The following is a 17,082-nucleotide window of genomic DNA, read 5'->3' as shown; positions in this document are numbered from 1 at the left end:
CCTATCTGACGCCGGGCTTGCGGGCCTATGTCCGCCAGGTCTCGCAGGCTGTGGCGGGCGCGCCGCTGTGGTTCATGACCTCGGCCGGCGGGCTGGTTCGGGCCGAAGCGTTCCGGGGCCGCGATGCGGTGGTTTCCGGACCCGCCGGCGGCGTGGTCGGGGTTGCGGGCTCTGCCGAGGCGGCCTGCGCCGGCGCGGTGCTGGGCTTCGACATGGGCGGCACCTCCACGGATGTCTGCCGATACGCCGGACGGCTCGAGCGACGGGATGTGGCGCGGGTTGCCGGCGTGAAGCTGCGCAGCCCGATGCTGGACGTCGAGACCGTGGCCGCCGGCGGCGGCTCGATTTTGGCGTTCGACGGTCTAAGGGCGCGGGTCGGGCCTGGCAGCGCGGGCGCCGATCCGGGTCCGGCGGCCTATGGACGGGCCGGCCCCGCAACCGTGACCGACGCCAATCTGGTGCTCGGGCGACTCGATCCCATGAGATTCCCCGCCGTGTTCGGAGCCAGGGGCGATGCGCCGCTAGATCCGCGGGCGAGCCGGGCGGCGCTGGCCGTGCTGGCCCAGGCGATGGGCGCCGCGTCGGTCGAGGCGGCGGCCGAAGGATTTCTGGCCGTCGCGGTGGAGCAGATGGCCCAGGCGGTCGGGCGCATTTCCACGGAGCGCGGTTTTGATCCGCGCGAACATGCGCTGGTCGCGTTCGGCGGCGCGGCCGGTCAGGTCGCCTGCCAGATGGCCGAGGCTCTGGGCGTGACGGAGGTGTTGTGTCCGCGCCACGCCAGCGTGCTGTCGGCGTGGGGGATCGGGGAGGCGCGGGTGACGGCGCTCCGCCAGGCGGGCGTCGAGGCGGAGCTGGCGGAAGGTCTCAACATCGCGGCGACGGCCTTGGACCGCCTTGAGATCGAAACGGGCGCCGACATGGCGAGCCAGGGCGCTGAGACCGGCTCTGTCCGTCGAACCCTGCGTCTCCGCTACGACGGCGCTGATGCGGAACTGCCCGTTCCATTGAACACCGCCGAGGCCGCCAAGGCGGCGTTCGAGGAGGCTCACCAGCGCCTCTTCGGCTTCGTCGAACCGGACCGCCCGATCCTGATCGCCGCGGTGGAGGTGGAGATTCGCGCGCCGTCTCCGCTTGCAGACCAAGGTGTCAGACCCGGACCTGATCCGGGGCGTGGGCGCGCGCGGGGAATGGCCGAGGCCCCTCACCATCCGACGCGCCTCGCGAGCCGCCTCCGCCCGCAGGGGGAGACAGTCAGAATGTTCGCCGCCGGCGCCTGGAGCGACTCGCCGATCGTCCAGGCCGATGCGTTCCAGGAGATCGAAGGACCGGCGCTGATCGTTCGCCCTGACACCCAGATCGCCGTGCTGCCCGGCTGGGGCGCGCGGACCGAGGCTGACGGCCTGATCCGTCTGGTTCGCAAGTCCGTCACGGCCGCTTCTCAGGTGGACCTCGATCGTTCCGATCCTGTCACCCTGGAGCTCTTCAACCGCCGGTTCATGGGCGTGGCGGAGGCCATGGGCGCAGCGCTGGAGCGCACCGCGCACTCGGTGAACATCAAGGAGCGGCTCGACTTTTCCTGCGCCCTGTTCGACGCCGATGGCGGCCTCGTCGCCAATGCGCCGCACATGCCCGTGCACCTCGGCTCGATGGGCGCCAGCGTGCGGGCTGTCCGGGATCGACACGCGCGCCTGCTGCCCGGCGAGGCCTATGCGCTCAACAATCCCTACGCCGGCGGCACCCACCTGCCGGACATCACCGTGGTCATGCCGGTGTTCATGGCCGAAGGCGACGCGCAGCCCAGCTTCTACGTCGCGGCGCGTGGCCACCATGCCGATGTCGGCGGCGTACAGCCGGGTTCGATGCCGCCGTTCTCGCGCACGCTGGAGGAGGAAGGCGTGCTGCTCGATGCGCTGCCGATCATGCGCAAAGGGCGGATTCTGGAGGCCGACATCCGCGCCGCGCTCGCCGCCGGCCCTTGGCCGGCCAGGGCGCCGAGCCGCAACCTCGCGGACCTGAAGGCCCAGATCGCCGCCTGCCAGGCGGGCGCCGAGGCTGTGCGCGGCATGATCGCCGCCCACGGGGCGGAGACTGTGGCGCGCTACATGGGCTTTGTGCAGAGCAACGCCGCCGAGGCCGTGCGTCGCGCGGTGGGCCGCCTGTCAGATGGCGGCGCGCGGGTTCCCATGGACGGTGGCGGCGAGATCGTGGTGACCACGTCGGTGGACGTGAATGCGCGCACCGTGACCCTCGATTTCACAGGCTCCTCGGACCAGCTCAACTCCAACTTCAATGCGCCCTCGGCCATCGTTGACGCCGCCGCGCTCTATGTCTTCCGCACCCTGGTGGATGATGACATCCCCCTGAACGCCGGATGTCTGGAGCCTCTCACGATCCTCACCCGGCCCGGTTCGATGCTGGCGCCCGCATTCCCCGCCGCCGTCGTTGCGGGCAATGTCGAGACCAGCCAGCATGTGGTCGATGCGCTCTACGCCGCGCTAGGCGTCATGGCCAACGCCCAGGGCTCGATGAACAATTTCACCTTCGGCGACGCATCGCGGCAGTATTATGAGACCCTTTGCGGGGGCGCGGGCGCCGGCGCCCTGCGTGACGGGGAAAGCGCGATCCACACCCATATGACCAATTCCCGGCTGACGGATCCGGAGATCCTGGAGCGGCGGTTCCCGGTGCGGGTCGAGGCCTTCGCGATTCGGCGCGGATCGGGGGGCGCGGGTCTTCGACGGGGCGGCGACGGGGCCCTGCGGCGAATTCGGTTTCTCGCCCCTATGGAGGCGGCGCTGCTCTCCACGCGACGCCAGCACGCCCCCCAGGGCCTGGCCGGCGGCGAACCGGGCGCACCCGGGCGTCAGCGGCTGATTCCGGCCTCGGGTGCGGCTCGGGCGTTGCCAGGATGCTTCTCGGTCTCCGTGGCGGCGGGCGAAATCGTCGAGATCGAAACCCCTGGCGGTGGCGGCTTCGGGCGCGAAACGGACACAAAGGTCACTCAGTGAGACCCGCATGAATTCTCTTCTCTTCGCCCTGGCCCTGGCCGCCCAGGCCCCGGCGCCCGCCGCCGAAACACCGCCGCCCGTCGCGGAAGACCGACTTCCCGCGGGCGCGCCGCATGATGACTACCCCTTTGTCGCGTGGTGTTATGGCGCGCTGCGCGCCCACATTGATCTGCAGGACGAGATGATGCCGGAGGTGACTCGCATCGAGAGTCAGTTCCGCAAACCGGGGGCCAAGCTTGAGGATGACCTTGCGGTCTACGAACAGATGCGGGCCGACGGCCGAGTTCGGCTGGAGCAGTTTCAGGCGGCGCTGACAGCCGCCGAGAAGGCCTCGGTTCGACCCATCAACGCCATCGGCGGGCAGGCCGTGCGCCAGGGACGCCAGATCTGGGCGACGGGGCCCGAGGTGAGCAAGGCGCGCAAGGCGCAGGAGTGGATGAGTTGGGCGCTTCCGGCCCGCTGCGAAAAGGTGGCGGCGTCTCTGGAGGCGCGCTCGAAGCTGCTGGGCGCCACCCTCAACGCCAACACCGAGGTCGAGCCCTCGCCGGCCGCGGCGGAGCCTTCAGCGGCCGCGGAGCCAATCCCGGCCGATTCCGCGCCGCCGCCAGTCGAGGGTGAGGACTAGAGCATTTTCCGCTGAAGTGGACACCGGTTCAGCGCAGAAAATGCGGCAAATTCAGAGAGTCGAGCCTCGTCTTCCCGATCAGATTGATTCAATCTGATCGGGCGAGGCTCTAGAGCTTTCGCTTCTGCGCCAGGGCGGTGCAACTCGCCGAGCCGATGAAGCCCTCCACGTCGTGCAGCAGGCAGTCGCCGACCGCTACGCCGTCGGTCGCGCCGTGGGTCAGGGTCTCGAAACCGATCCACTCCCCCACCGGCTCCCGGTGCAGATAGACCGTCACGTCGGTGTTGATGTAGCCGAGCCCCTGGTCGCCGGCATGGGCGAAGGGGCTGGCGAAATCGGCGGCGACCGCCACGCGAACGAAGGGCGTCAGGGGATCGCCGCCCACAACCTCTCGCACCTCGGCCATCCAGGTGCGACGGGGCTCCACCCCGCGCAGGGTTCCGGAAATCGGCCGCATCTTCCACATGCCGCCCATCGGGCTTTCCGGCGCCTGAGGGCAGTCGTCAGGCGCGGCCGCGCCCCAGTCTGGGCGCTTCCAGACCACGCCCGGCGCGTTCTCTGTCTTGCGCAGCAACTGGCAGGTGGCGCGACCGGCGCTCACGCCGCCGGAAATGAACTCCGCGTCGATCACCTTGATGCGGTAGCCGTCCTTGATGGTGCGGGTGACCACCTCGACCGGCGAGAGGTCGGGCAGCTTGTACATATCGACCGTCAGGCGGGCCGGCATGTACTCGGAGGAGCCGTGCCGGCGTTCGATCTCGGCGCCGAGGAGGCCGATGATCACCCGGCCATGGAGCGAGTTCTTGTCCCATGGGCCGATGCCGGCGCGGGTGGGGACGAACAGGTCGCCGTCCTTCTGGAAAAAGGGTTCGTTTGTCATGCGGCGGCCTTCATGCCGCATCGCTTCAGGCTTGGGTAGGTTCCACTTCGGAAGCCTTCTCTCGAGCCAGGATGGTGGTCACCGCCATGTCACCGGTCACGTTGCCCAGCGTCCTGAAGATGTCCGGCACCACTTCCACCGCGAGCAGGATCGGCAGGAGGTCGATGGGCAGGCCCAGGGCCAGGCAGATGGGCGCCACGCTGACGATGAACGAGACCTGGCCCGGTAGACCCACCGAGCCCACGCTGACCGCCAGCGCCACAGCCACCGCGCCCGCATACTGCAGTGGCGTCGGCTCAATCCCCATAACGGCGGCGACGAACAGGCACGCCGCGAGATTCACCGCCGGGCTCGTCATCCGGAAGATCGCGACGGCCAGCGGTAGCACGAGGTTGGCCACCTTGGCGGGGGCGCCCAGAACATCCCGTGTGCGTTCAATCATGGCCGGCAGGCAGGCGAGCGACGACTGGGTGGCGAAGGCCGCCGCCATCACCGGGGCCGTGGCTCGCGCCCAGAGATTCAGACGCGCCCGGCCGACAAACGGACCCAGGGCGTAGGCGACCAGGGTCACCGCCAATCCGGCCAGCGATGTGATCACCACGTATTGCGCCAGCACGCCCGCGGCGCCGACGCCTGCGCGCATCCCAACACCCAGGCCCAGCGCGAAGACTCCGATCGGGGCCGCCAGCAAAACCCACCGCACGATCAGGATCATCGCGTCCCCGAGCGCGCCGATCACGTCGAGGAGGGGACGGCCGCGACCGTCCGGCAACCGGGTCAGGGCGAAGCCCGTGAAGACCGCGAACACCACGATGGGCAGCACCGCGTCTTCCGCCGCGGCGGCAATGGGATTGGCGGGCGCCAGGCCCCGCAGCCAGGCCGCGAAATCCGGCGCTGTCTGTGCGCCGATCGCCGGCGCCTGGGCCCCGGCTCGTAGCGCTTGCGCCGCCTCGGCGCTGACCGGCCAGAGGTCGAGCGTCAGGCCGACGATCCCAAGTGACAATAGGGCCGAAAGGAGGAGCAGGCCGGCGAACCAAACCAACGCGCGGGCCGCCAACCGGCCGGTGGCCGCTGCGTCCGCCATCTGGGCGATCCCGGTGACAAGCACGCAGAAGATAAGCGGAACGACCGTCATCCGGAGGGCGTTCAGCCAAAGGCCGCCCAGGGCTTCTACGCCCCCAACCGCCTGGTGGACGGCGTCCCCGCCCATACCCGCCGCCGTGCCGACCGCGAGGCCCGCCGCCAGCGCGACCAGGACCTGGACGCTCAGAGATCGCAACCAGGCCATTCGAACTTGCCCCCCGCCTCAAGAGGCGATCAGGCCAGCGTCCTCGAACAAGGGCAAGGACTTAGGTTCGCTGTCTGCCCTGGACCCGATAACGGACCGAAAGTGCGGCAGGGGCGGCGGGGTCCGCGGCCTTCATGCGCTCAGCGACATCAGCCAGAGCCGCGTCCTGATCCGCGAACCGCGCCAATTCCAACGCATCGGCGCGCACGCTCCAACCGTTGTCCTCTTCCACGACCTCGAACCGCATCTCTTATCCTTCGGCGAATCGAAGCCGCACGAACGCCGACGCTCGCGCTTAGCGACTCGAACCTTTTGAATCGAAAGCATGTTTCTGATCCGACCCCGAACTTGGCGTCGGCAGGCATGCCTGAGGCGGCGGCTGATAGGGTGAATGCTGCGCTGCAACAAGGAGCCATTTGTCGCACGTTCAAAAGGTGCGGACCGGGATCTCCACGTCACAGATGCTGAAGCCGGCGCCGCGGGCCCTGGCTCTGCTGACCGCGTCACGAAACGGCGCGCCCGCAGGGTCGGCGATCTCGATGCGAGGTCGCGCCTCGATGGCGAGATCAGCTGCGATCTGGACCTTCAACATCAGGTCGGGAACCTTGGGCGGCTCGCCGACGGCCAGCGCCATCACGGCCGGCTGGCCGCTCACCACACGGCCAATGACAGTGTACTCGTGGTCAAGCCGTCGCGCCGCGCCGCGCATTATGAAGAACTCGCTGTTGGCGCTGCCGGGATCGGCCTGCCGACCCAGGCCGACCACGCCTGGGCAGTAGGCGCCCCAGGCGCGAAGGCGCCGGTCCGTCGAGCGCGCGGCTTCGTCGGCCGAGACCGTCTGGATCGGTACGGCGCCAGCAAAGCCGTCGCGGGAGTCGCTGCGCTCATTGACGATGGCTGCGAGCCCCGGCTCCAGACGCGCGGTGAATTCGGGCGGCAAATCCGGGAGTGCGGAGACCCCACCGTCGCGGTGGTTCGGATTTCCGGTCTGGGCGACGAACCCGTCGATGACCCGATGAAACTGCAGGCCGTGATAAAGCCCGTCGCGGGCCAGGCGCTTGACCCGCGCCACGCCCTGGGGCGCCAACTCGGGTCGGAGCTCGATGACGACCCTGCCCTTTGTGGTGTCGATCAGCAGGGTGTTTTCGGGATCAAGCGGACGCCAGTCAGCGGCGAGCGCCGGTGTGGCGGCGAGAGATGCGGCGAGGGCCAGGGCGCGAACGATCATGTAGAGATGGACGACCGCGCCGCCCGTCTCCGTCAATAGCGTCGGCAGAGCAGATCGCGCAGCACGCTGGAGCGGCCGACATACTCGCCGTCAGGTCCGATCGCCTCGCGGGCGCGCTCACTGGAGTCGTACCAGACCGCGCGTCCCAAGCCCTGGCTGCGGCAGAAAGTGTCGGCCCCGCGGTCGCCGGCCGCCACGTCGACGCCATTCACGCTGGGCCGGGGGAAGAAGACTGTCCGCACGCCTTCGACGCCCCGCGCATCGCCGGGACGAAAGCCGCCGCCACCACCATAGGGCCGATCGGGGCGGTCCGGCCGGTATCCGACCGGCGAAAGGGAGGACATCTGGCCGAACAGTCCGAACGCGGTGAGATCGGGCACCCCGCCCGAGACCTCGGCGCAACGACCCTTCATGTTGTCATGCTCGCAGATCCGCCAGCGGCCCTCGAAGCGGGCGCTCTGGGCGCGGTCATTGAAACGCCAGCGGCCGAGGTCGTCCTCCGGCCCGGTGATTGTGACCGACCGGCCCTTGAAGTCAGGCAACTCATAGAGCGTGGCGCCGCCGCCGCGATAGGGCTGGGCGGCCAGTGGCGAGGCGGAGATCGCGGCCAGCAGGGCGGCGGTGATCAGGGTGCGGAAGGTCATGGGCGGGTCCTGGAAGCGTGCTGGATCGCAACCTCGCGCCCGGCGCATGAACCCAGGCTGAAGCCATCCGTTGTTTTGGTTTCAGATAGAGTGTCCTTCCGGGGCGCGCTTTTGCGGGCGACTTCGGCCTCCCATTTTGTGTCCGAACGTCGCGCGGCGGTCCGCGCGGCCAGGGAGACGAACCGATGATCGATATCCGACCCTTCGCGCGCCTCGGTGGCGCCGACCACGGCTGGCTGAAGGCCCGCCACCATTTTTCGTTCGCCGGCTATCACGATCCCGCCCGCATGGGCTGGGGTCCGATCCGGGTCTGGAACGACGACGAGATCGCGCCCAATTCGGGCTTTCCGCCGCACCCGCATGCCGACATGGAGATCGTGACCTATGTCCGCGACGGGGCGATCACGCACCAGGACAGCCTGGGCAATACGGGTCGAACCGAGGCCGGGGACGTGCAGGTGATGAGCGCGGGTTCGGGCATCCGGCACGCGGAGTACAATCTGGAGCCGGAGACGACCCGGATCTTCCAGATCTGGATCGAGCCCGGCGCCCGGGGCGGCGACCCGGCCTGGGGCGCCCGGCCGTTCCCGCGCGGCGAGCGGGCCGGACGGTTCGTGACCTTGGCCAGCGGCCGGCCAGACGACGCCGAGGCCCTGTTGATCCGGGCTGACGCCCGGGTCCTGGGTGCGACCTTGAAGGCCGGCGAAACGGCCGAGTATGAGCTCGGCGGCCGCTGGGGCTACCTGGCGGCGGCGCGTGGCGCCATCGAGGTGAACGGGGTGGAGGTTGGGACGCGGGACGGCGCGGCGATCCGCGGCGAAGCGGTCGTGCGCGTGACCGCCACCGAGGACGCCGAGGTGGTGCTGGTCGACGCGGCCTGAACGACCGGAGACGAAAAGACCCGCGGACGGCTGGGGAGCGTCGTCCGCGGGTCGGGTCGCCGTCGCTGGAGGCGGGGGGGGAGCGTCTTCCGAAAAGTGGGAACCGGTTTTCGGATGAAAAGACGCTCTAGATTTTTGATTTCGAGCCTTTTTCGCCCCGTTCAGATGATCCCATCTGAACGGGAAAGGCTCTAGCGGGCGGCGAGCGTGCGGGCCATCTGAGCCGCGTGGGCGGCGGCGATCGGCTGGGCCTTCTCCATCAGTTCGACCCGAACGCCCTCGCGGCAGTTGGCGCGGGCCTGAAGGCTCTGGAGGTCGTTGCAGTAGCTGCGGGCGGCGTGGTCCACGCGCCGCTCGAAGGCGGCCATGCCGTTTGGCGTGGCGAGGTTCAGGTCCGAGACCCGGACGGTCGCGGCGAGCGCCGAAGCGGGAAGGGCGATGATCGGCAGGGCGGCGAGCGCCATCATGGCGACGGTGGAGATGCGGTGGGTCAGGTTGGTCGTGGCGGGTATCCCTCTTTGAGTTTCGGGCCGGCGTTTCAACCGGCGGCGAGGGATTGAATACTTTGCTGATCACATTAACGCCCGTGAATATGGCGTCATGACTTCGATTTAAGGAAGTTACGCGTATTTCATGATGAACATCCGGTAATACAGCGCCGATTGATCTCAATGGAAATCACGGCTGCGAACCAGACGATCTGATGATCGGGCGGCGGCGGTCACAGGCGTTTCATCCTCGCGGAGTTCGGCGAGACGGGCGGAGAGATCGGTGAAGCGCCGGGCGACCACGTGGATCACCTCGCCTTCCTTCTGCACCTGGCCTTCCACCACCAGGAAGGCTGAGCCCATTACGATGCGGCGGTTGGCCTCGAAGGCGTCGCGCCAGACGACGATGTTGGCGACACCGGTCTCGTCCTCGATCGTCAGGAACACCACGCCCTTGGCCGTGCCCGGCCGCTGGCGCACCAGCACCAGCCCGCCCACCGCGATGCGCCGGCGGTCGCGCGCGGTCTTCAGCGCCGCGCAGGGACTGACCCCCATCCGGGCCAGGTCGTCGCGGAAGAAGCCGGTCGGGTGCGCCTTCAGCGAAAGGCTTGTGGTGCGATAGTCTTCGGCCACGTGGTGCGGGGCGCTCATGAACGGCAGCTCCACCTGGGCCTCCTTCAGGTTCTGGCGCAGAAGGAGCGGTGCGGTGCGGGCGGCGTTGGCCTCGCCGGCCAGGCCCTTGACCGCCCACAACGCCTCGCGCCGCGGCAGGCCCAGGCCCCGGAAGGCGTCCGCCTCGGCCAGCAGCTCCAGCCCCCGGCGCGAGATGCCCGGCGCCCGGGCGAAGGCTTCCACGCTCCGCGCGCCCTCCGCCCGCGCGGCGACCAGGACTTCGGCCTCGGCCTGGCGCAGCCCCTTGATCTGACGCAGACCCAGGCGGACGGCGCGGTAAGGCGGGTCCGCGGCCTCTAGCGTACAGTCCCAGTCGCTGGCCATGACGTCAGGGGGGCGGATCTCGACGCCGTGCTCGCGGGCGTCACGGACCAGCTGGGCCGGCTGGTAGAAGCCCATGGGTTGGCTGTTCAGGAGCGCCGCACAGAACGCATCGGGGTGATGCCGCTTCACCCAGGCCGAGGCGTAGACCAGGAGCGCGAAGCTGATCGCGTGGCTCTCCGGGAAGCCGTAGGAGCCGAAGCCCTCGATCTGCTTGAAGCACCGCTCGGCGAATTCGCGGTCATAGCCGCGCCGCACCATGCCCTCGACGAACTTCAGCCCATAGTCGCCGACGGTTCCCAGGTTGCGGAAGGTGGCCATGGAGCGGCGCAGGCCGTCGGCGTCGTCATCGGAGAATTCAGCCCCGACAATCGCCACCCGCATGGCCTGTTCCTGGAACAGCGGCACGCCGAGCGTCTTGCCCAGGATCGCCTGCATCTCATCCTGCGGATAGTCCGGGCCGGGGCGGGGATAGACCACAGGTTCGATCCCGTCGCGGCGCTTGAGGTAGGGATGCACCATGTCGCCCTGGATCGGGCCGGGCCGCACGATCGCCACCTCGATGACCAGGTCGTAGAACCGGCGAGGCTTGAGCCTGGGCAGCATCGACATCTGCGCCCGGCTCTCCACCTGGAAGACGCCGACGGAATCGGCGTGACCCAGCATGTCGTAGACCGCCGGATCCTCCTGCGGGATGTGGGCGATGTCGGTGATGGCCCGCCCGTCCGGCCCCGGCGGCAGCATGGCGAAGGCCCGCCGGATCGCCGTCAGCATGCCCAGCGCCAGGACATCCACCTTCATCAGGCCGAGCGCGTCGATGTCGTCCTTGTCCCAGGCGATGAAGGTGCGGTCGGCCATGGCCGCATTGCCGATCGGTACGGTCTCGTCGAGCCGCCGCTTGGTCAGCACATAGCCGCCCACGTGCTGCGACAGATGGCGGGGAAAGCCCAGCAGCTCCTGCGCCAGCGTGGTGGCGCGACGGATCTCCGGCGCGGCGGGATCGAGCCCGCACTGACGGATGTGGTCGTCGGGAACGCTGTCGCCGTAGGAGCCCCAGACCGTGCCGGAGAGGGCGGCGGTGATGTCCTCGGTCAGGCCCAGCGCCTTGCCTACCTGGCGGATCGCCATGCGCGGGCGGTAGTGGATCACGGTGGCGACGATGGCCGCCCGCTCGCGGCCGTAGCGGGCGTAGACATACTGCATCACCTCCTCGCGTCGCTCGTGCTCGAAGTCGACATCGATGTCGGGCGGCTCGCCCCGGTTCTCCGAGATGAAGCGCGAGAACAGCAGGTCCTGGTCCGGCTTGGTCGGATCGACCGCGGTAATGCCCAGGCAGAAGCAGACACAGGAATTGGCCGCCGAGCCGCGCCCCTGGCAGAGGATGCCCAACTCGTCGCGGGCATGGCGCACGATGTCGTGCACGGTCAGGAAGTAGTTCGGGTAGTCGAGCTTCTCGATCAGATCGAGTTCATGGGCGATGAGGCGCTTCACCTTGTCGGGCGCGCCGTCCGGAAACCGCCAGGCGGCGCCGGCCCAGGCCAGGTCGCGCAGGTGCTGGATCGCCGTCTTGCCGGACGGCACGGGCTCATCGGGATACTCATAGCGGAGCTGGCCGAGATCGAAGCCGATGCGTTGGGCGATCTCCACGCCGCGCTCGAGGGCGCCGGGAAAGCGGGCGAAGAGGCGCGCCATCTCCTCAGGGCTCTTCAGATGCCGCTCGGCGTTGGCGGCGAGCCGCAAACCCGCCTCATGGATCGTGGTCTTCTCGCGGATGGCGGTCAGCACGTCCTGCAACGGGCGGCGGCGGGGGTCGTGGTAGAGCACGTCATTGGTGGCCACCAGCGGCGCGCCGGCCGCCTCGCCCAGGGCCGCCAGCCGCGACAGCCGCTCCACATCGCGAGGGCCATAGCGGCGGGCGCCGGAGACCCACGCCTCGGGCAGGACGCGGGCGATGCGGGCGGCCTCGTCCGCGAAGGCTCTGTGCAGGCGATCCGGCGGGACGATCAGGGGCAAGAGGCCATCGGCGTGCTCCTGGAAATCGGCCCAGGTCAGCTCGCAGGCGCCCTTCCCGGTCCGCAGCTGGCCAAGCGTCAGCAGGCGGGTGAGCCTCGCATAGGCCTCGCGGTCGGCGGGGTAGACGATCAGGCTGGGGGTTCCGTCCGCGAAGTCGAGCCGGCAGCCGGTCAGCGTGCGGATGCGCCCGCCGCCCTTCTTGAGATCCCGCGCCGCTCGCCAGGCTCGCACCACGCCGGCCAGGCTGTTGCGGTCGCAGATCCCGATCGCCTCGATCCCCAGCGCCTCGGCCGTCCCGATCAGCTCATGCGGATGCGAGCCTCCCTCCAGGAACGAGAAGTTGGTCGTGACCTGCAGCTCGGCGTAGCGGGTCATGGGCGGACCGGCGCATCGGGCCTGGAAGCCCCCCTCCGTCGCTTCGCGACACCTTCCCCGATCCGCGCTTCGTGCTGGGAGAGGACAAGGCCTGTTCGTCCTCCCCCAGCGGGGGAGGGGGGCCGCCGAAGGCGATGGAGGGAGATGGCGCACATCATCCGAACAGCCCGTGCAGCCACCACTTCGGAGGCGCGTCGCCTGCGCCGTAGAGGCCGGCGCGGAACAGCCAGAACCTGGCGCCGTCCTGGTCCTCGACGCGGTAGTAGTCGCGGATCTGGTCTGTCGAGACCTCGGCGATGTCGTGGCGCCACCACTCGGCGGCGATTCGTTCCGGCCCCTCGGCGCGGCTGACCTCGTGCGTGCGGCCCCGCCAGCGGAAGCGGCGCGGCGGATCATCGGGCAGGAGCGCGAAGACGCCTTCCAGCGGTTCCGGCCGGCGGAACAGCCGCAACGGGCGCGGCGCCTCTGGGTCCCAGGTGGCCGGGACCTCGGCCAGCGGCGAGGCCGGCGCGGCGGCGCGTTCGGGGATGTGGCTCGGCACGGCGGCGGCGCGCCACACCCGCTCGGCCCCCAGGCGGTTGACCAGCCGGTCGACGAGCGGTGCCAGCCCGTCCTCCGGCGCGAGCGCCAGATCATCGCCCATGCCGCGCTGGCGGGCCTCCAGCGGCTCGACCTCGTGCGCCCAGCCGGTGACGGCCTCGACGCCGAAGCCGGGGTCTATGGTCTCGATCCTGGGCGCGAAGAGTTTGGCGATGCGGGCAGCGTCGCGGCCGGCGATCGCCAAGCCGACGGCCAGCGTCGGGACCTTGCCATCCACCCGGTGGAAGACGACCTCGAAGCGGCGCGCGGCGCGCCCCTCGGCCTCCAGTCGGGTGCAGAGCCGGGCGATGACGTCGGCGCAGACGCGAGCCATGTCGTCGGGCGTGGACACAGGCTCCAGCACCGCGAGGCGATCCACCCAGGGGGTCGGCGGTCGGCGGAAGCTGAGCACCTCGGGCGCTCGGCCCAGCGCCTGATCGAGCCGTGTCAGGGCCGCAGCGCCGAACCGGCGGCCGAAGGGCGCGCGAGGCAGGCCGACGATCTGCCCCAGGCGCCTGAGGCCCAGGCGCTCGATCTGAGCGGCCGCCTCGGGATCAAGCCGCAAGGCCGCCGGCGGCAGGGTCTGGAGCGCCGCCGCCTCGTCGCCGGGGCTAAGGATCGCGCCGTCCGGACCGAACCGGGCCATCGCCCAGGCGGCGCCGGCTGTCTCGGCGATGGCGAGGCGAAAGCTGAGCCCCGCCGACCTGAGTCGCATGACGAAATCGTCGCGCAGTTCGGTCTCGCCGCCCCAGAGGTGCGCCACCCCGGTGATGTCGAGGAAGAGGCCGTCCGGCGGATCGATCGCCACCGCCGGCGAGTAGCGCACGCACCAGTCGGAGAGTTCGCGCAGAGCCCTGGCGTCGGCTTCCGGTTCGGCTTCGGCCAGAACCAGCTCCGGAACCCGGGCGCGGGCGTCAGTGGCCTTCTGTCCGGCGAAGAGGCCGAGCGTGGCCGCCTCGCGCGACACCGCCGCCAGCCTGCGCACCTGACGGACGGTCTCGACCAGGGCGAAGGGGGAGGAGTCAGGCCGCGTGGCGTTGCGGCGGCGCCAGTTGGCGATCGCCCAGTCGGGCGACCAGGCGCAGAGGATGCGCGGCATCGCTCGCCTCCCAGGAATAGGCCTCGGCGGCTTCGAGGATCCAGGCGCCGGGCCGACCGCCCCGGCTGCGTTCCAGCGCCACCCGGAAGCGAGGCGAGCCCAGACCGAAGGCGCCCGGCGCGGGCTCGGACGGGGCGGCGTCGACGCGCCAGCGCGTGGCCGCCGCCGTGCCGGCCGGATCCTGCGCAGCGCCGCCATAGGGCCGGCGGTGGATCACGAAGCCGGTCGCCCCCCTGGCCTCACAGGCCAGTTGCAGTCGCCGCCCGGCCAGCAGATCGACCGCATCCACCTCGCCCAGCACAGCGGAGACGCCGGGCGTGACCAGCGCATCCTCCATCACGCTGAGCGCCTCGGCTGCATTCCGCGCGCAGACCTGGATCAGCCGCTCGGCGGGAAAGCCCAGTCCCGCCAGCCCCGGCGCCCAGAGATCATCCCGCCGCACCACCCACAGCGCCGCGCCCTTGCGGGCCAGCGGCGCGGCCAGCAGCGCGGCGAAGGCCGCGGGCGCGGCCGAGGTCTCAGCCTCCATCCCCGATCCGCCGATCTCGTGCCAGGCGCCCAGCGGCAGGCCCCCGCCCGGAAGACAGGCCTCGACGTCCGCCAGGCCCAGCGAGAGCGTCCCGCCGCGCGCGCGACCGCCCGCCGCCAGCGCGGCGATCCGCGTTCGGGCTTCGGCGATCCGCTGGGCGCGGGATTCGGACATGGATTTCCGGACTCCTTGTGTTCTTAATTTGTTCTGATCCGTCGAAAAGCCGGAGTCAAGCGACGCCTCGACCTTCGCCACCAGGATGTGCGAACCCTGCGTCCTCGAATGGGAGGACCCTCATGCGGCGCGCAATCCTGATCCTGGCGACCTGGCTGATGGCCGCCCCGGCGCTGGCGGAGGCCCCCAAGGTGCGGGTCGCGCAAGGCGCGCTCATCGGTGAGGCGACCGAGCGGGCGCACATCTTCCGCAACATCCCCTTCGCCGCCGCGCCGGTCGGCGCGCTACGCTGGGCGCCGCCCGCGCCGGCGCCGCGCTGGAGCGGCGAGCGCGACGCCACACAGAACGGCCCCTCCTGCCCGCAGCCGATGGGCAGCGCTCCAAATCTGGGCGGCGCCAACGGCCCCACTTCGGAAGACTGCCTGCATCTCAACGTGTTCGCACCGAAGTCCGGCCAGCGCGCACCGGTGATGGTGTGGATACATGGGGGCGGCCATCGTACGGGCGCGGGCTGGGTCTTTGACGGTCAGGCCTTCGCTCGGCAGTCGTGGTTGTGACGATCAACTACCGCCTGGGCGCGCTCGGCTACTTCGCGCATCCGGCGATCACCAAGGCGGCGGGCAAGGCGCCTACGGGCAACTTCGGCCTGATGGACCAGATCGCCGCGCTCCGGTGGGTCAAGGCCAACATCGCGGCGTTCGGCGGCGATCCGGGCAATGTCACCGTGTTCGGCGAGAGCGCCGGCGGCTGGAGCACCCTTGCGCTGCTTTCGACCCCCTACGCCCGGGGGCTCTACCACAAGGCCATCGTGCAGTCGGGCGCGGGCTGGTTCCCGCCGACCACGCTTGCGGCGCGCGAACAGGCGGGCGTCGCCGCGCTCAAGACGCTCGGCGTGGCCGAGACCGCCGACGCGACGACACTGCGCGGCCTGCCTGTGGAGAAACTAGCGACGCTGGATGGCGAGTATGGGCCCTTCCCGGACGGACGCCTGCTACGCAGGAGTATCTCCCAGACCATCGCCAAGGGCGGCTTCGACGACGTGCCGCTGATCATCGGCGCAAATTCCGGAGAGGACTCGCTGATGGGCCCGCAGCGGGACGCGAGCCCGCAGGAGACCGCCCGCCGCATCGCCTACGGAGACCGGATAATGGTCGGCCCCGCCCGCTGGATCGCGGCGAAAGCGGCCGGCGGCAAGCCCACCTGGCTCTACCACTTCAGCTATGTGGGAACCCGCTTCCGCCCGGCGGTCACCCGCGCCGCTCATGCGGCGGAGATACAGTACGTGTTCGAGTACTGGGGCCGCCGCACCCCGATGAGCGTGGTCTCCGACCAGGACCGGGCAATGGCCCGGGCGATGAACGCATGCTGGGCCGCTTTCGCCCGGACCGGGACTCCGATGTGCGAGCCGGCCTGGCCCGCCTACGATCCGGCCCGAGACGAACTCCTGGAATTCGGCGACCAGATCACCGTGCGCCAAGGCTTCCGCGACGCCGATCTCGACAGGGCCGAAGCCGAAGTGCTGCCGACCCTGGCGCTGGAGCGATAGACGCTACTTCGGCTGCGCCGCCTCGACCACATCGCGCCAGGGCTTCAGGAAGCGCTCGCGCACGGTGACGCCACCTTCGCCGAACTCCACCTGCTTCTCCTCGGCGGCGGTGAATCGGGGCCAGCCGGCGCCGGGGTTTCCGCTCTTGGCGAAGGCGGCCCAGAAGCCGGTCATGGCGTCGGAGAGCGCCTTGTCAGACGCATCGAACTTGGCCGCGGGTGCGCCGAAGACGAAGCGGATCTCGTCGGTGTGGCGGGCGCCCAACGGCTGGGTCGGCTTCTGCGCCGCCGGCACATGGCTGAAATAGTAGAGATAGACCGGTTGTCCGGCCGCCGCGTGAATCCGCGAGATGTGGCGGTCGGGCTCGGTGATCAGCTGAACCGTCACTAGGTCATTGACGATCCGGGCCTTGTCGCCGGCGCCGGTCGGATCGAACGCCTTCAGCACCGCCTCGCGGGCCGGAGGAGGCATGATGTCGAGCATTGCGGGCTGGGGGCGCACGAGGCTGGCCTCATTGGAGTTGCCGCCGATCATCAGCGGGACCTTGGCCTGCCGCCCGGCGGCGAACCCCTGGGCGACGCCCGAGGTGATGTAACGCCCGTCGAGGATCGGCCCAGCCCGGCTGACAATTCCGCCGGTGTAGGGCATGGCGCTGAGCGGCAGCTTGCGCAGAGCGGCGGCGGCCTCCGGCCCGTCACCCTTGATCCCGGCGGTCTCGGCCGCCTTCAATCC

General features: G+C 70.0%; 14 protein-coding genes and 1 pseudogene. 5 read left to right on the top strand and 10 right to left on the bottom strand.

Annotation, left to right across the window (positions count from 1 at the left end; all coding sequences use genetic code 11):
* Both ACIQ3R_RS06290 and ACIQ3R_RS06285 read left to right on the top strand, forming a co-directional pair.
* Positions 1–3,008: hydantoinase B/oxoprolinase family protein (locus ACIQ3R_RS06290; RefSeq protein WP_397416354.1), on the top strand; the 3,008-nt coding region annotated here is incomplete at its 5' end.
* Between the two features lie 7 nt (positions 3,009–3,015).
* Positions 3,016–3,633 (top strand): hypothetical protein, encoded by a 618-nt coding sequence (locus ACIQ3R_RS06285; RefSeq protein WP_397416352.1) that lies wholly within the window; start codon positions 3,016–3,018, stop codon positions 3,631–3,633.
* A gap of 109 nt (positions 3,634–3,742) precedes the next feature.
* Here ACIQ3R_RS06285 and ACIQ3R_RS06280 read toward each other — a convergent pair whose 3' ends face one another.
* From ACIQ3R_RS06280 to ACIQ3R_RS06260, 5 genes are all read right to left on the bottom strand, one after another.
* On the bottom strand, positions 3,743–4,513 hold the full coding sequence (locus tag ACIQ3R_RS06280; protein ID WP_397416350.1) for a hypothetical protein: 771 nt from the start codon (positions 4,511–4,513) through the stop codon (positions 3,743–3,745).
* Between the two features lie 25 nt (positions 4,514–4,538).
* Positions 4,539–5,801 carry a dicarboxylate/amino acid:cation symporter gene (locus ACIQ3R_RS06275; protein ID WP_397416347.1) on the bottom strand — a complete coding sequence of 421 codons (1,263 nt, stop codon included), beginning with the start codon at positions 5,799–5,801 and terminating at the stop codon, positions 4,539–4,541.
* 61 nt (positions 5,802–5,862) lie between these two features.
* Positions 5,863–6,048: a hypothetical protein gene (locus ACIQ3R_RS06270; protein ID WP_397416345.1), complete on the bottom strand. Its 186-nt coding sequence runs from the start codon at positions 6,046–6,048 to the stop codon at positions 5,863–5,865.
* A 180-nt stretch (positions 6,049–6,228) separates the two neighbouring features.
* On the bottom strand, positions 6,229–7,065 hold the full coding sequence (locus tag ACIQ3R_RS06265; protein ID WP_397416343.1) for a peptidylprolyl isomerase: 837 nt from the start codon (positions 7,063–7,065) through the stop codon (positions 6,229–6,231).
* Positions 7,062–7,673, bottom strand: coding sequence for a beta/gamma crystallin-related protein (locus tag ACIQ3R_RS06260; protein ID WP_397416341.1), 612 nt, complete (start codon positions 7,671–7,673; stop codon positions 7,062–7,064). The genes ACIQ3R_RS06265 and ACIQ3R_RS06260 overlap by 4 nt, the downstream gene beginning before the upstream one ends.
* A gap of 185 nt (positions 7,674–7,858) precedes the next feature.
* On the opposite strand from ACIQ3R_RS06260, the gene ACIQ3R_RS06255 reads away from it, so the two are divergent.
* A complete protein-coding gene (locus ACIQ3R_RS06255) occupies positions 7,859–8,554 on the top strand; it encodes a pirin family protein (RefSeq protein ID WP_397416338.1) in 696 nt (231 codons plus the stop codon).
* Positions 8,555–8,745: 191 nt separating this feature from the next.
* Here the strand turns inward: ACIQ3R_RS06255 and ACIQ3R_RS06250 are convergent, their stop codons facing one another.
* The 4 genes from ACIQ3R_RS06250 to ACIQ3R_RS06235 form a co-directional block, all read right to left on the bottom strand.
* The gene (locus tag ACIQ3R_RS06250) at positions 8,746–9,096 is read right to left on the bottom strand and encodes a UrcA family protein (protein ID WP_397416336.1); all 351 of its coding nucleotides are present in this window, start codon (positions 9,094–9,096) and stop codon (positions 8,746–8,748) included.
* Between the two features lie 126 nt (positions 9,097–9,222).
* The gene (locus ACIQ3R_RS06245; protein ID WP_397416333.1) at positions 9,223–12,423 is read right to left on the bottom strand and encodes an error-prone DNA polymerase; all 3,201 of its coding nucleotides are present in this window, start codon (positions 12,421–12,423) and stop codon (positions 9,223–9,225) included.
* Positions 12,424–12,577: 154 nt separating this feature from the next.
* Positions 12,578–14,101: a DUF6504 family protein gene (locus ACIQ3R_RS06240; RefSeq protein WP_397416331.1), complete on the bottom strand. Its 1,524-nt coding sequence runs from the start codon at positions 14,099–14,101 to the stop codon at positions 12,578–12,580.
* The gene (locus ACIQ3R_RS06235; protein WP_397416329.1) at positions 14,025–14,804 is read right to left on the bottom strand and encodes an ImuA family protein; all 780 of its coding nucleotides are present in this window, start codon (positions 14,802–14,804) and stop codon (positions 14,025–14,027) included. Before ACIQ3R_RS06235 ends, ACIQ3R_RS06240 begins: the two co-directional genes overlap by 77 nt.
* 122 nt (positions 14,805–14,926) lie before the next feature.
* Between ACIQ3R_RS06235 and ACIQ3R_RS06230 the strand changes: the two are divergent.
* Together ACIQ3R_RS06230 and ACIQ3R_RS06225 are read left to right on the top strand one after the other, a co-directional pair.
* A pseudogene (locus ACIQ3R_RS06230) lies at positions 14,927–15,843 on the top strand (carboxylesterase family protein); the annotation flags it as partial.
* A gap of 42 nt (positions 15,844–15,885) precedes the next feature.
* A complete protein-coding gene (locus tag ACIQ3R_RS06225; RefSeq protein WP_397416357.1) occupies positions 15,886–16,350 on the top strand; it encodes a carboxylesterase family protein in 465 nt (154 codons plus the stop codon).
* 3 nt (positions 16,351–16,353) lie between these two features.
* On the opposite strand, the gene ACIQ3R_RS06220 is transcribed toward ACIQ3R_RS06225, so the two are convergent.
* Positions 16,354–17,082: carboxylesterase family protein (locus ACIQ3R_RS06220; RefSeq protein ID WP_397416327.1), on the bottom strand; the 729-nt coding region annotated here is incomplete at its 5' end.

Origin of the sequence: Phenylobacterium sp. (assembly GCF_044371015.1) — a bacterium.
GTDB lineage: Bacteria > Pseudomonadota > Alphaproteobacteria > Caulobacterales > Caulobacteraceae > Phenylobacterium.
The sequence above is the reverse complement of the archived record's forward strand: the minus strand, read 5'-3'. Positions and strand labels throughout refer to the sequence as shown.